Source organism: Tateyamaria omphalii, from assembly GCF_014651375.1.
Taxonomy (GTDB): Bacteria; Pseudomonadota; Alphaproteobacteria; order Rhodobacterales; family Rhodobacteraceae; genus Tateyamaria; species Tateyamaria omphalii.
The window spans coordinates 16,874-31,376 of the sequence record NZ_BMWT01000010.1 but is presented as its reverse complement, the minus strand read 5'-3'; the positions used below and the strand labels follow the sequence as shown (position 1 = coordinate 31,376).

Genomic DNA, 14,503 nt, shown 5'->3' with positions numbered 1-14,503 from the left:
AACCCTATCTGAAGCAAGGCCCGGAGCAGTGTTTGTTCCGGGCCTTTTCTTTGCCTCAGGTTAGGACCGACGCCAATCTGTACAATCCCACCCCAACAGGGCTTCTGTTTGTCGGATGTCAGCAGAAAAAAACTGCCTTAGCAGGAGCCGAGTTGCCTTCGGCATTGCCTTGTAGTCTTGCGTGTGGATGCTTTGCCATGCGGGGATGGGCACATTCACGTTGACCCCCAAAAACGCGAAAACACCTTTCAACGTCTCCGCGTAATTGGATTTGAAGTCTTCGTGCTTGATGAACTTGCACTGATCCTCTGGGAAAACGGACGTCAAATGACGTATCTGGCGTGCGTACAACCCCCGTTGCAGGTAGGAATACACCGGATGCTGTCCTTCCCGACCCCACACCCAAAGCTCATGGGCCAAAGCACTCAGGAATGATCTGGTTTCCTTGCCGCGGCGACGCTCCATGTTCCACTGGGAGTAGGCGCGATCAACCGGGTTTCTCAGGATCACAACTACCTTCATATCCGGGTTGTATGCGTGCGCCCGTTCAAGGCACCCGCGCAGGTACACGTAGATCGGTGTGACATCGCATGTCACCTTGGCCAATCCGACATCATCGTACAGCGCGTGATACGGGGCGTAGTTGCCGGGCTGCGCTGTCTTGTATCGCCTCGAAAAATAATGCGGCTCGGTTATGTCTGCGCGCGGCATGCCAATTTGTGGATGTGCAGACAAAAAATGCCGCATCGCGGTTGTTCCGGATTTCTGTGCCCCGGCCACTATGAAATCGACATACCCGCTCATGTCACTTCCCCAAAGCCGCCGTCGCCATTTGCTTTACGCGTGCGCCCGCCCAGTCATAGATTGCATATTCCAATGGATTGCGGTCACGGAACGCATCGCGCAGGTCGTTGGACACTTCGAACGTGCGCGGCGCCGTGTTTTTCTTGACGCTCCATGTCTCTGGGAGGGGTCGGTTCAAGACATGGGAAAAGATCCGCATGGATGTCTCGAACTGGTCCACCACACCCACAGCAACACAGCTTGCGTCCAACACGTCGGCCACTTCGCTTGCGTCATGTATCGGCGGCAGGAAATTCGACATCGGGGGCCCCATGATTGGGTCCTCATAAGGCCAACCGGCCAGATAAGTATCAACATCCATTGCCGCTACGGCCTTGAATCTGGGGTTTTTGTGTACCCTGTGCTTGCGGAAAAAGTATCCGGACACGACTCTATCCCATGGATCACGTACAAAGGTGATAATCTGCTTGTCTTGCGGCCAGAAGCCTTCCAGCCCAAATCCGCGCGCTCGGTTGAAATGTCCAGCAACCAATCCTGTCCACTGCCGTGCTTGCAGTTCGGGCAAACAATCCGAAACGTCCGGCCTGCGCAGGTAACGTTGCAAGGTATGAAAGTTGGGTTCAAACCAGTGCTGCAGCGCGGACAGGACAGACGAACCCGCACACTTTGGAATATGGCTGAAATACAAGGGCGCTTCAGGCTGAAAACGCCTCATCCCGGACCGGCTGTCATAAGTGCCCAACGCTGTCTCCACACTTTGCAATGTGTCTTGTACAGACGCCCTAGCAAAGAGCAAACCGGTCAGTAGAATACGAGACCACTGGGGGACCTGACATGAGCACGATTGCAGACCCGGATCGCCATACGCGGATGTTGTTGGCATTCTGCATTCTGATCGTGCTTGCAGTTCTGTTCTGGACTGGCTCCCGCTATCCAGCCCTTGATGAAAAGGCGATGATGTCTGGCGCGATCCAGCTTGAGGATTCGCTCAGTTTCGAAGCACTCGTTCCTTTGACACCGGATATGTCCGTGCTCGAACGCATGTTCTGGAGCACGATCAACTGGATCGACACCAACAAGAAGGGGATGACCTTTGGCATCCTGTTCGCAGCTGGCTTCCTGACCTTCATGCCATACGTGCAACGTCGAAGTTTTTCGGGCGGGTTTTCCAATGCGGCCCTTGGCCTTGTGATCGGCACGCCGCTTGGGGTCTGCGTGAACTGTGCGGCCCCTATTGCACGCGGCATGTATTCCGCCGGGCTGCGTGCCGAAACAACCCTTGCCGCAATGATCGCATCACCGACACTGAACGTGATTGTCCTGACGATGTTGTTTTCCCTCCTGCCGTTCTATCTGGCCGTGACCAAGATCGCGCTCAGCCTTGTCATGATCTTGGTTTTGGTTCCCCTAATTGCGCGCACCCTGCCCCAACGCGAACTTCCGCAAGACGAAATCATTTGCCCCCTCCCTGACCCTGTCAGCATTCACAGACAGCAAGAAAGTCTACTCTCGGCTGTTCTCGCCATCGTGCAGGCCTTTGGACAGAACCTTTGGTACATCATAAAGATGACGGTGCCGCTGATGTTGCTGGCAGGCGCGTTGGGGGCTTCGGTCGCGACCCTACTGCCGCAAGATCTGGTGGTCGGACTACCATACTCGCTGGTCGCCCTGCTGATCATCGCCATCATCGGGGTGTTCCTGCCCGTTCCCATCGCATTCGATGTGGTTGTCACCGCAGCCATGTTGGCCGCCGGACTCGCCCATGGCTACGTCATGGCCCTACTGTTCACGTTGGGTACTTTTTCGATCTACTCTTTCTTTATCGTTTGGCAGTCCTTGGGCCGCCGCGCCGCGGTTGGCATGGCCACCGCAGTCGTCGTGCTTGGGGTTCTGGGCGGCATAGGCGCGCAGCGCTACTATACTTGGCAATCTGACCGCGCCCTTGATCTGCTATTGCAAAGCGATGCCCAGACACGCCCGATGATGTGGGCCGCCGCTGCAAGTGAAATGCCGGTCACAACAACCGGCGATACGGTTGAAGTATCCAAGACCCCGCTTGCACCACCATCCCCTGCAGCAAACCAGACTTTCACCCGGCTCGAGGCAAATACAATCGGGATCGACAAACCCGTTGAATTCTCGATGCGCGATATGTGGCCCCCTTTTTGGGAAGGACGCAGCCTGTCATCCGCTGATTTCGACCGGGATGGGGACATCGACCTTGCCATCGCTTCGACCGAGGTGGGGCTGTATCTCTATTCAAATGACGGCACCGGACAGTTTGCGAGAGTGCCGCTTGATCTCGGTCCCCTGGCCAACTTGCCGGTCTTTCATGCAGCGATGGTGGACTTGGACAATGACACATGGCCCGATCTGGTGATCGCCACCTACTTAAACGGTATGTTTGTGGTTCCAAACAACCGTGGTCAGTTCGATGTTTCCGCACTGCGCCCGATCCAGAACAGGCAAGATGCTATCTTGGCCATGGCGCTCAGCTTTGGAGATGCGGACGGTGATGGCGATCTGGACATGGCCGTTGGGAACTGGGCTGCCGGATGGTATCGCCGCATTCCCGGCGAGGAATCCCGGAACCGCCTGATCTGGAACGACGAGGGTCAGCTATCAGGTCAAACCTATTCCGACTTGCCCGGCATTCCGGGTGAAACCCTCAGTATTCTGTTTTCCGATATAGATGCCGACGGAGCGATTGATCTACTCGTTGGCAATGATTTCGACATCCCCGACTATTTCTATCGCGGCAATGGCAGCGGTGGGTTCGAGATGATCGAAGCCGCATCAAACATGATCCCGCACACCACCACGACAACGATGGCAATCAAGACAGGTGACCTGATGAATACCGGTCACCCTGACATTTACCTTGCGCAGATTGCCGGCCGTTCTTCGGGGGTGTCAGAAACGCTAAAAATGCAGGACCTTGATGCCTATTGCAGCAGTATTGCCGATGCGGACGCCAAGCAAATCTGCCAGACAAACATGGAAATCAAGGAATGGTATCGGTCGGGAAACAGCTTTGACGCCAGCTATGCCAACCGGTGCCAAAGCCTGTCGGGACGGCTGGCTGATGAGTGCCGCGCCATGCTGGTCAAGGACCTTGCCATCCAACGCCGCGATCCCAGTATTTGCGCACTGATCCCTGTAAATCAGCCGATCCCACGTGCGTATTGCGACATTCACTTCAAACCCGCACGCCAGCCCACTCAGGCCGAGGTTGATGTCACGCACCCGCAAATCCTGCGTTCAAATGTCCTGCTGCAATGGAACGGCGCGCAGTTTGCCGATGTGGCCGAAGAGATTGGCCTGGATGTTGGCGGATGGAGCTGGGACACAAAGATCGCTGATTTCGACCATGATGGCTGGCAGGATGTCTATATCGTCAACGGCACATGGGTCCCAAACGAGGTTTCGCCCTCCAACCTGTTCTTTCACAATCAGGCTGATGGTACTTTTGCTGAAGCATCCGAACCGTTTGGGCTTGAGGACTACCTCATGACCGCTGCGGCAACCAAATTCGATATGGATGGCGACGGAGATCTGGATATGGTCACCCATCCGGTCAACGGCCCGATCACCGTGTTTCGTAACAACACCCAAGCACGCGGATTGGTCATTCGGCTCGACGACCAAAAGGGCAATCGCGACGGGATTGGTGCAATTGTTCGGCTGATCACACCCGATGGCCTGACCCAAAGTCGGGAAATTCAGCTGGGTGGCGGGTTCATGTCCTATGATGCGCCCCTTGTTCATTTCGGATTGGGGGCGGCACCAGCTGCAGACAAAATCATCGTGGACTGGCTCGGGGGCGGACAGACAACCATTTCTGGCCCGCTGGACGCCGGTTTCACCTATTCTGTAAGCCGCCTTCCTTGACCTAACGAAAACACACGTTTTCGTGTGCCATTATCGCAGCACACCAAAGAAATTGTCCGTCAAACAACCACAGGTTTTGACTGCGCGGATTTCAGCGCAAAGAGTGGCATTAATCCGCCCATTGTCATTTGGGTACGCACGCGCGCCGCGCGAGCGCGGTGGGCACGGGACAACAAGGTTTTGGTTATGCTTAAATCCATTTCTTCGATGGTGTTTACTCGCTTTTGCGCAGCTTTCGTTTTTCTGCTGGGGCTTGCTGCCATGGCCACCGCACAACCCACCGTTGGATTGTCAGTGGCGCCGACCACAATTGGTCCTGGCAGCGGAGCGGACCTCAACATCACCATTGCAAACCCCGACCCCACCCCGGTCCGCGATTTGGCATTCACATACGCCTTGCCCGCAGGTGTCACGTTCCAATCGCAGGTCACGCAAAACTGCGGCCTGTCCGCAACCGCAACCCTGAGCGGCGGCAACACACTCACCTTCGCTGACGGAACACTTCCACCTTCAGGTAGCTGTCAGATCGATGTTGAGGTGATGCCAAGCGCCACCGCAGCCAGTTTCACGTTCCCGGTCTTGAACCTGACCTCCAGTACGGGCAGCGCGATGAGCGGCACAGCGATGTTGAACGTTGACGGCGCAACATCAAGTCTCGGGCTGCAACTGTCCGCGACACCATCCACCATCAACTTGGGTGAGCGTGTCACGCTAAATTTCACGTTCGCTACAGACGCAGCTGCAACACGCGAATTCGGCGCATTTGATTTCGACGCCGTACTGCCTGCGGGGCTGGAACTGAATGGGGATGAGTATTCAACAACCTGCGCTTTGCCGTCGGATCAGGGCATCACGGTCGATACGGCAAGCAACACGTTCTCACTCGACAATTCAACCGTCGCACCAACGGGTGTTCCTGTCCTGGCAGCAGGTTCGTCATGTACCGTTTCCATCGGCGCCCGTGGCGTGGAAGTCGGAACACATGTGGTTGCGGTGAACTCGTATACCGCACTGTACAACGCCTTCTCCACCTTCTTCTTCAACCAGTTTTTCACATCCGTCTCCTCGACGGCTGTCACGGTACAAGGGCCTGTCACAGATGCGCCTTTCCTGACGAAACGGATCACTGAAAGTGCCGTGCCCGGTGGAACAGTCGACATCCAATATGGCATCGCGAACCGCAATCGTTCGTCTGACCTGACCAATGTCAGTTTTACAGACACCATCGGAACAACCGGTTTGCCCGCGATGACGCTTTCATCGGTCCTATCCGACAATTGCGGCGGGAGCTTTGCTGCCTCAAGTGGAAACAACATCACGTATAGCGGCGGCTTGGTCACAACCACGGATCGCGATTGCAGGATTGTCGCGCGCTACACTTTGGATGCGGGCACCAGCGAAGGCACCTTTGCGTTGCCGACCGGCTCAGTGAGCGGTCAGTTTGGCGGCGGGACGGTCACAGGCAATTCCACCACGGATGATCTTTTTGTTTCCGGTGGTCTGCCCCTGTTTTCGGCACGGGTAATTGGCACGTCCACGGCAGGTGGCACAGCAACGGTGCGTTACACCGTTCAGAACCAGAACAGCAGCACAGCGATGACGGACGGTCAGTTCCGCGCAACCTTTGCCGAAGGCGCGTCGAGTGCCGCGCAGTTCACTCTGCCCTCTGCCGGATCTTGCGGAACATCCAGTACGTTTGCGGTCGTTTCCACCGGGATCGACATGGTCGCTGTTCAAGCGTCCGACCTCGAACTGGCGCCTGGCGGAAGCTGCACTTTTGACATCGTGCAAAACATCAGCGGTGACGCACCAAGCAGCACTTACCAAGTCACCACAAATCAAGTTTCGGCCGTTGTCGGCACAACCTTTCTGCTGCCAAGCTTTTCCAACACGATCCAAGTGTCTGGCGGCTTGGATCTGACAGCGATTCAAACCTTCTCCGGACCCGTTTTGCCCGGCGCGACCAGCACGCTTGTTACGACCCTAACAGCAAGTGCCGAGAATGCCGAAGCGCTTTCAAACATCGCCTTTTCGCATGATCTGGGTGCTGGATTGTCCGGTCTGACTGTTGCCTCGGTCGACTCCAACACCTGCGGTGGTTCGGTAGCAAATAGCGGATCAAGCTATAGCTATTCCAGCGGCACGCTTGGTGCAGGTGCATCCTGTGATATCACGCTGACCGTGAACGTGCCCGCCTCAGCACCAGAAAACACATCGGCGACAATCACCACGTCAGATATCACAGCAACACCCACATCCGCGCCCACAAACACACTGCGTTTTGGGTCCGTGGCAGGCATACTCGCCACGCAATCCTTGACCTTTGATCTGGACATAACAGGCGGCCCGCTGGTGCCGGGCGGCACGGTAACAGCCACGTACACCATCGCCAACAACAGCGCCTCATCCAGCGCAACCGGCGGGTTTTTCACGCATAACCTGCCAAGTGCAATCAGCGGGTTGTCGGCAACTGGGCTCCCGGCTGAGCCATGCGGCACCGGGTCCGCGATTTCAGGGACAACATTCCTGATCGCGACCGGCCTGAACGTCCCTGCGGGATCAAGCTGCTCTTTCCAGGTGACTTTGGTTGCGCCCACCACCTTGCCAATCTCGGACGTCACGACCACGACAAGCGCTTTGACAATGACTGTGGGTGGGACAGCAAGTGTTCTCAACACTGCATCTGCCAACATAGCGGTCACGCGCACCGGGTTTTTTGCACGAAAGTCGTTTGACAGCACGACCATCGTCGCAGGCGGCACCGTTCAAGCCGTACTGGATTTCACCGCCGAGACCTCAACTGATGTGACCGACATCAGCCTAACGGATGACGTAACAAGCTTTGTCACGGGTGCCACAATTGCATCAATCGACACAAACACGTGCGGCGCCACCGTATCTGGGGTTGGCTCTGGCACCTTGAGCGTTTCGAGCGGGCAGGTCACAGGCAACGGCAGCTGTCAAATCGCGTTCTCGGTCTCGATTCCAGCAGCGACAAGCGACGGAACCTATACCAACACGACGTCAGCCATCACCGCGATGTTCAGCGGCACCCCAGTTTTCATCGACGCCGTGTCGGCGGAAGTCAGGGTATTCAGCGCCAGTGCGCCAGCCATTGCCAAGGCATTCTCTCCCAACACAGTGCCATCGTCAGGCAGCACAACAGTCACATACACGGTCAACAACCCAGTCGGGGGCGGCGATCTGAACAGGTTCAGCTTCTCTGATGATATCGGCACCGATATCCCCGGCGCGACGGTGTCCGGCGCGACAACCACCTGCGGCAGCGGCGCGACCCTGTCCGGGACATCTTCACTGTCACTTGCGGGCGGCACGGTCTTGGCAGGCGAGAGCTGCACAGTGACTGCAACAGTCACCCTGCCCGTGCTGGCCGCAGGCAGCTTCACAGGCACGACCAGCGACGTGACAGACAACGGTTTGACAGTTGCAGACGGCACAGCCGCCACACTCAACGTCGTTGCGGCACCTCCCAGTTTCACGGCAGCAGTGGCGCCAGCGACGATCGCACAGGGCGGGACGGCACGTTTGACCTACACCGTCAGCAATGCAGCCAGCGGTGACGCGCTTACCGGCCTCAATATCTCCCAAGCACTCGGAACCGTAGAGATTGCCGCGACCCCGAACCTGTCCAACACCTGTGGCGGCACGCCCCTCACCGGCACCGTATTCGGTGTCGTATCCGGCACTGTTGCTGCCGGAGGCAGTTGCAGCATTGCAGTTGACATCACGTCGGTGACAACTGGTGCCCAGACACCGGCAACCCCAACGGTCACAACAGCACTGGGGCCTGTGACGGCCGAGACGTTCACGCTCACCGTGACGCCCGCACCCGCACCCGGCTTTGCGCAAGCCTTCGCACCCGACACGATTGTCGAAGGCGAAACATCGCGCGTGACCTTCGCGATCAGCAACACCGGCGCCCTGATACCGGCGAACGATTTGGCCTTTACCAACACATTGCCTGTCGGACTGGTTGTGGCTGCAACACCAAACGCAACGACAAGCTGTTCAGGTGGAACGGCGACAGCCGTGGCCGGGACGAGCACAATCAGCCTCACCAGCGGGTCTGTCGCGGCCGGGGCAACCTGCACCGTCGCAATAAACGTGCGTGCAGTCACCGATGGCAACTTCGTCAACACCAGTGGCGATCTCTCAAGCTCGCTGGGAACGGCAAGCGGCCCTTCTGCCACGCTAATCGTCACACCGGCAACGCCGCCGACGCTCGCCAAAGCATTTGCACAGGCATCTGTCGAACAGGGTCTGACAAACACCGTCACACTCACCATCGACAACACTGCGGCTGCAATCGCAGCAACCGGGCTGAGCGTGAGCGACCCACTGCCAACGGGGATCGTCGTTGCTGCGACGCCGAATGCAAGCACGACCTGTTCAGGCGGCACTCTGACCGCAACAGCAGACACGAACGGCTTTGCCTATACCGGTGGGTCCGTAGCTGCCGGTGCAAGCTGCACCATTCAAGTTGACGTCCTACAAACCGAGGTTGGTACCCAAACGAACACAACGAGCGACCTGACCTCCAGCCTCGGCACCAGCAGCAGCGCATCCGCGGGCGTCACGACCACCACCCCACCCACGGTCACGGCTGCGTCGTCCTACACACCGACAACAGTGCGTCAGGGTGAAGTGTCGACCTATCAGGTTACACTCACCAGTGCTGCGGCAGCAGTCGATACAACCGGCATCGCACTCAGCCAGACCTTGCCATCGGGTGTGACCGTGGCGGCAACACCCAACGCCAGCACCACCTGCACGGGCGGCAGCGTTTCGGCCACGGCGGGTGGCACATCCGTCGCGCTGTCAGGCGGAACTTTGACGGCAGGCGCAAGCTGTACGGTCAATGTCGACGTGGTTTCGGCCCAAATCGGGGCCTTCGCAACAACACCCGACAGCTTCGGGTCTGATTTCGGCACCGTGTCCAGCCCAAGCTCACCGACAGCCACCCTGACGGTGCAAGCAGCCCCTGCCCCGACAGTGACGGCGGCAATAGCACCAAACAGCTTTGTCGAAGGCGCAACGGCCACCCTGACCTACACGCTCGACAACACAGGCGCAGCGATCGACGCCGTGGTCACAACACTGACAGACGCGCTGCCTGCCAACCTGGTCATCGCGGACACACCCAATGCAGCGACCACATGCACAGGCGGCACGGTAACGGCGAGCGGTAGCACACTCAGCTACATGGGCGGCGCAATCCCCTTGGGTGGCACATGTACCATATCGGTCGACATCAGCAGCGCCGTGGCCGCGACCTACGCCAACACATTGGATACGTTCGACACCCCCACAGGCGTACAAAGCGGCATCGCAGCCTCCTCTGTGACAGTCACGGACGCCCCTGCCCCTCTGGTCGCATTGAGCGTCGCGCCGACGACCGTTGCGCAAGGTGGCACATCACGCCTGACGCTTGAACTGGACAATACGGGCGCCTTGATATCCGCGGATACCATTGCGCTCGACCTCGTCTTTCCTGCCGGAGCCATCGCGGCATCGACGCTGAATGCAAGTTCGGACTGTACCGGCAACAACATCTCTGCAACTGCAGGCGGATTGCAGGTGACTGCAACATCACTGGCCGCTGGTGCCTCATGCACCACGTCAGTCGATGTTGTTGGGTTGGGGGTTGGTGGACAGACCTTCAGCACCCAGAATGTGACATCGTCTCTGGGAAGCTCGGCAAATGCCAACGCTGTCCTCACCGTGACGGCTGCAGACGTGCCGACATTCGCCAAGTCATTCACCCCTGACACGGTCATTCAGGGTGCGTTGTCACGAATGGAGATCACCATCGACAACAGCGCAAACCTGATTGCCGCAACGGGTGGAAGCTTCACCGATACACTGCCTACCGGCATTACCATCGCACGCACACCCAACCTCTCCGCGTCCTGCGGCACACCTACATCGGGCACCCCATCGGTGCCGGGGAGCACGACACTGACAAGCGATACCGTGTCTGTGTCCGGCATCACCGTGGCCGCCGGGCAGGTGTGTACCTACGCCGTGGACGTACAGACCCTGCAATCCGGCAGCTTCACAAGCACAACCAGCGCCCTCGTGACATCGCTGGGCGACAGCGGCACCGCTGCAGCGGTGCTAACAGTCAATGCGGCACCAATTCCGACCCTGAACGCGAGTTTCACGCCTGATACCGTGGTGCAGGGCAGCACGTCGACGCTGACAGTATCCATCGACAACACGAGTGCGCTTGTCGCAGCGCAGAGCCTGAGGCTGTCGGTCCCGCTGCCAACCGATATGGCGGTGGCAGCCACACCCAACGCAGCCACCACGTGTTCTGCGGGCACACTCACTGCGACTGCAGGCGCATCGTCGGCAACATATGCTGGTGGGTTCGTGGCGCCGGGAAGCACCTGCACGCTTAGCTTTGACGTGATTTCCACCGCCTTGGCAGCGTCGCAAACTGTGACAACATCCGTGCTGGAAACCTCGCTGGGGGACACGGCTGCGGGTGCAAACGCGACACTGACATTGCAAGCCGCTCCAGTGCCGGGTTTCACCGCCTCCTTTACCCCGGATTCTATCCTGCAGGGTGAAGTTTCGACCGTAACCTATCAGATCGACAACAGCACTGCCTTGCTGGCCGCCGATGATCTGGCCTTCGCCGCCAACTTCCCGAACGGAATTGTCATCGCGGATACACCAAACATCGCCAACACCTGTGGGGCCACCATCAGTGCGACAACGGCATCCAACACCCTGACTGTCTCGGGTGGCACGTTGCTAGCGAGTGCGACGTGCGAGATTTCGGTGGATGTCACCTCGGCAACTGCCGCCGCATCGACGGCCACGACCGGTGATTTGACGTCGACCCTTGGTAACAGCGGCCCTGCCTCGGCCAATCTGACCGTTAGCACAGGTCCCGTGCCGACATTGGGCTTGGCTTACGCTCCCTCGACCGTTGTGCAGGGTGGCCTGACGACGGTCAGTTTTGACATAGTAAACGTCGCATCGGTCGAAGTGACAGATGTTGCCTTTACCCACAGCCTGCCAACTGGATTGACGATTGCAGATCCCGCCAACCTGAACAACAGCTGTGGCGGAACGACGGCTGCAACCGCAGGATCCAATTCAGTCCAGTTGCAATCTGGTACGATTGCCGTCGGCGCGAGCTGCACGGTCTCTGTGACCGCCACGTCGGCAACGGTTGGCAACGGCACAGGTGTCTTCTCGGCAAGCTCCTCCCAAGGCAACAGCAGCCAGATGACCGCGGCATTCGAGGTAACCGCCGCGCCGGTACCGACACTGAGCGCCGCTCTCAATCCGTCAAGCATTGTTCGGGGCGATGTCTCCGCCCTGACCTTGACCATAGACAACTCGACGGCGCTTGTTGGTGCCTCTGACCTTTTTGTCAGCCTCACTTTGCCGTCCGAGCTGACAATCGCACCCACACCCAGCGCGAGCACGACATGTGGCAGTGGCATGATCACGACCACCGGCGGTGGAGCCAGCTTTGAGCTTTCTGGCGGCACTGTTCCGTCCGGAGGTACCTGCACTGTCGATGTCAGCTTGCGTGCAGTCCTCGATGGATCACCGTCTGTTTCCGCGACCGTGACCAGCAGCCTCGGCGACAGCGGTACTGTATCCCAGACACTGACTGTGACCCCGGCCAATACGCCGACCCTCGCCGCCAGCTTCACCCCATCCAGCATCGATCAGGGTCGGGTCAGCACGCTGACATTCGAGATCGACAACAGCGCCCAACTGGTCAACGCCACGAACGCGGCCTTCACGACAACACTCGACAGCGGACTGGCGATTGCAACACCGGCCAATGCGTCGACAAGCTGCGGAACAGGCTCAGTGTCTGCGCCCGCTGGCACAACATCCGTTTCGCTGGCATCCGGCGCAATTGATGCAGGCAACACATGTACCGTGTCCGTGGATATCACGGGAACCAGCGTCGGCACATTCAGCGCATCGACAACGACGCTGGAAACCTCTCTGGGATCGACGGCCGCGACCTCTGCCACCCTCAGCATAACAGCGGCTCCTGCCCCTGGTTTTGCCAGCAGCTTCTCGCCCACCACGATTGCCCAGGGCGGAACGACACGGGTCACATTTGCTATCGACAACAGCGCGAACCGCATTGGCGCCAGCAGGCTCGGGTTCAACATCACCCTACCTGCCGGTCTGACACTGACGGGAACACCTGACGCCAGCAATACCTGTGGCGGTGCGGTCACTGCATCCCCTAACGGATCAACAATATCCCTCGCCGGGGGGAGCATAAGCGCCGGATCGCAATGCTCGGTCTCTGCCGATGTGACGTCGCTGACCGAAGGCACAACGGGTGCACCCACGGGCAACCTGACCTCTTCGCTGGGTGATACAGGCGTTTCAACCCCAGATGCACCGCTTGTCGTGGTGAACAACCCCAACGGATCAATCACGTTCATACAGAACAGCAGCGCCGACGATACATTCTCCTTTACGTCGGCAACATCGGCGCTGAACTTTGCGATCAGTACGGCAGGCGGCACTGGCAGCTTTGGTCCGATTGACCTTCCCGCCAACACCTACACTGTCGTTCAGAACCGCCCCGAGGGAGTAGGCAACACCTCGGTTGTGTGCTCCGATGCGGACAGTGTCGCGGTGGCAAGTACCGGCACAGTGACAATCGTGCTTGATCCGCTGGAAAGCCTGACCTGCACCTTCTCAAGCCTGAGCACACGTCAGGAAACGGTTGACCAGATCAACGCGTTCCTGAACCGCCGCAACAATCTGCTGCTTAGCAACGGACCATCTTCTTCTCGACGTATGGCACGGTTGAACCAAGGCATTGGCCGCACCCAGGTGTTGCAATTCCAACAAGGCAACCTTGCCTCGATGAACCCGCTGGGCTTCAACCTTTTATCCATCGGGTCCGGGTCCTACTCGATCTCGACATCACTGAACGACATTCAGCGCTCGGCACATATGTTCCGCCTCGCCTTCGACGGAGAGGATGGGAACACGCAGCGCTGGACACCCAGCCGCTGGGACGTCTGGTTCGAAGCGTCCTATAACCGATATGAGGCCAGCCAGGGATCAGACGGGCATTTCGGTATCGCACATCTGGGCAGCGACTACCTGGTGAACGAAAACCTGCTTGTCGGATTGATGTTGTCTGTCGACAGCCTGGATGACGGCGATGACGGTGGCGCCACGATTGAAGGCGACGGCTGGATGTTTGGGCCTTACATCACCGCGCGGATCGCACCGAACCTGATCTTTGACGGACGGTTGGCCTATGGTCAGTCGACCAACACGATCAGCCCCTTCGGAACCTATGCGGACGAGTTTGATACAGATCGCCTGCTGATCGATGCATCTCTATCGGGCAGCTACAATTGGGAAAACTGGGTTGTAACGCCGAACCTGAGCCTGTCTTATATCGAGGATCGCGCGGAAAGCTACACCGATTCACTGAACGTGGTGATCCCGGGCCAAACCGTTTCACTGGGACAAATCCGCTTTGGCCCAACCTTCTCGACCACGATGCAGGGGCGGAACCATTCGATCATCGAACCTTCCTTCGCCGTCAATGGCATCTACAATTTCGGCGATACGGATGGTGTAACCATCGTCAACGGCCGTTCGAACGAGTCAGATGGTTTGCGCGCGCGGATCGAAGCGGCAGTGCGGATCACGAACCGTTATGGTGCCAAGTTCGAGTTTGGCGCGAACTACGACGGCATCGGCGCAGATGATTTCGAAAGCTATGGCGCAAGAGTGCAAGTCTCGATCCCGCTCCGGTGACGGCTGT

At 58.3% G+C, this 14,503-nt stretch carries 5 protein-coding genes; 2 read left to right on the top strand and 3 right to left on the bottom strand.

The window, feature by feature from the left end:
• Positions 1–60 precede the first annotated feature (60 nt).
• Both IE087_RS21995 and IE087_RS23640 read right to left on the bottom strand, forming a co-directional pair.
• Positions 61–804, bottom strand: a complete 744-nt coding sequence (locus IE087_RS21995; protein WP_189371732.1) for a sulfotransferase family protein — start codon at positions 802–804, stop codon at positions 61–63.
• Position 805: 1 nt separating this feature from the next.
• The gene (locus IE087_RS23640; protein ID WP_229801532.1) at positions 806–1,165 is read right to left on the bottom strand and encodes a hypothetical protein; all 360 of its coding nucleotides are present in this window, start codon (positions 1,163–1,165) and stop codon (positions 806–808) included.
• A gap of 473 nt (positions 1,166–1,638) precedes the next feature.
• Here IE087_RS23640 and IE087_RS21985 point away from each other — a divergent pair, with 473 nt between their 5' ends.
• A complete protein-coding gene (locus IE087_RS21985; protein WP_189371730.1) occupies positions 1,639–4,695 on the top strand; it encodes an FG-GAP-like repeat-containing protein in 3,057 nt (1,018 codons plus the stop codon).
• Positions 4,696–4,754: 59 nt separating this feature from the next.
• Here IE087_RS21985 and IE087_RS21980 read toward each other — a convergent pair whose 3' ends face one another.
• The gene (locus IE087_RS21980; RefSeq protein ID WP_189371729.1) at positions 4,755–4,958 is read right to left on the bottom strand and encodes a hypothetical protein; all 204 of its coding nucleotides are present in this window, start codon (positions 4,956–4,958) and stop codon (positions 4,755–4,757) included.
• Here IE087_RS21980 and IE087_RS21975 point away from each other — a divergent pair.
• Complete coding sequence (locus IE087_RS21975) at positions 4,957–14,496, top strand: autotransporter outer membrane beta-barrel domain-containing protein (RefSeq protein WP_189371728.1); 9,540 nt, start codon at positions 4,957–4,959, stop codon at positions 14,494–14,496. The genes IE087_RS21980 and IE087_RS21975 overlap by 2 nt on opposite strands.
• The last annotated feature ends 7 nt before the right edge of the window (positions 14,497–14,503 follow it).

Coding starts and splice junctions, on each gene's coding strand:
- IE087_RS21995 (WP_189371732.1), bottom strand. CDS start 804: ATGAGCGGGTATGTCGATTTCATAGTGGCCGGGGCACAGAAATCCGGA.
- IE087_RS21980 (WP_189371729.1), bottom strand. CDS start 4,958: ATGGCAGCAAGCCCCAGCAGAAAAACGAAAGCTGCGCAAAAGCGAGTA.
- IE087_RS21975 (WP_189371728.1), top strand. CDS start 4,957: ATGGCCACCGCACAACCCACCGTTGGATTGTCAGTGGCGCCGACCACA.
- IE087_RS23640 (WP_229801532.1), bottom strand. CDS start 1,165: ATGGATGTTGATACTTATCTGGCCGGTTGGCCTTATGAGGACCCAATC.
- IE087_RS21985 (WP_189371730.1), top strand. CDS start 1,639: ATGAGCACGATTGCAGACCCGGATCGCCATACGCGGATGTTGTTGGCA.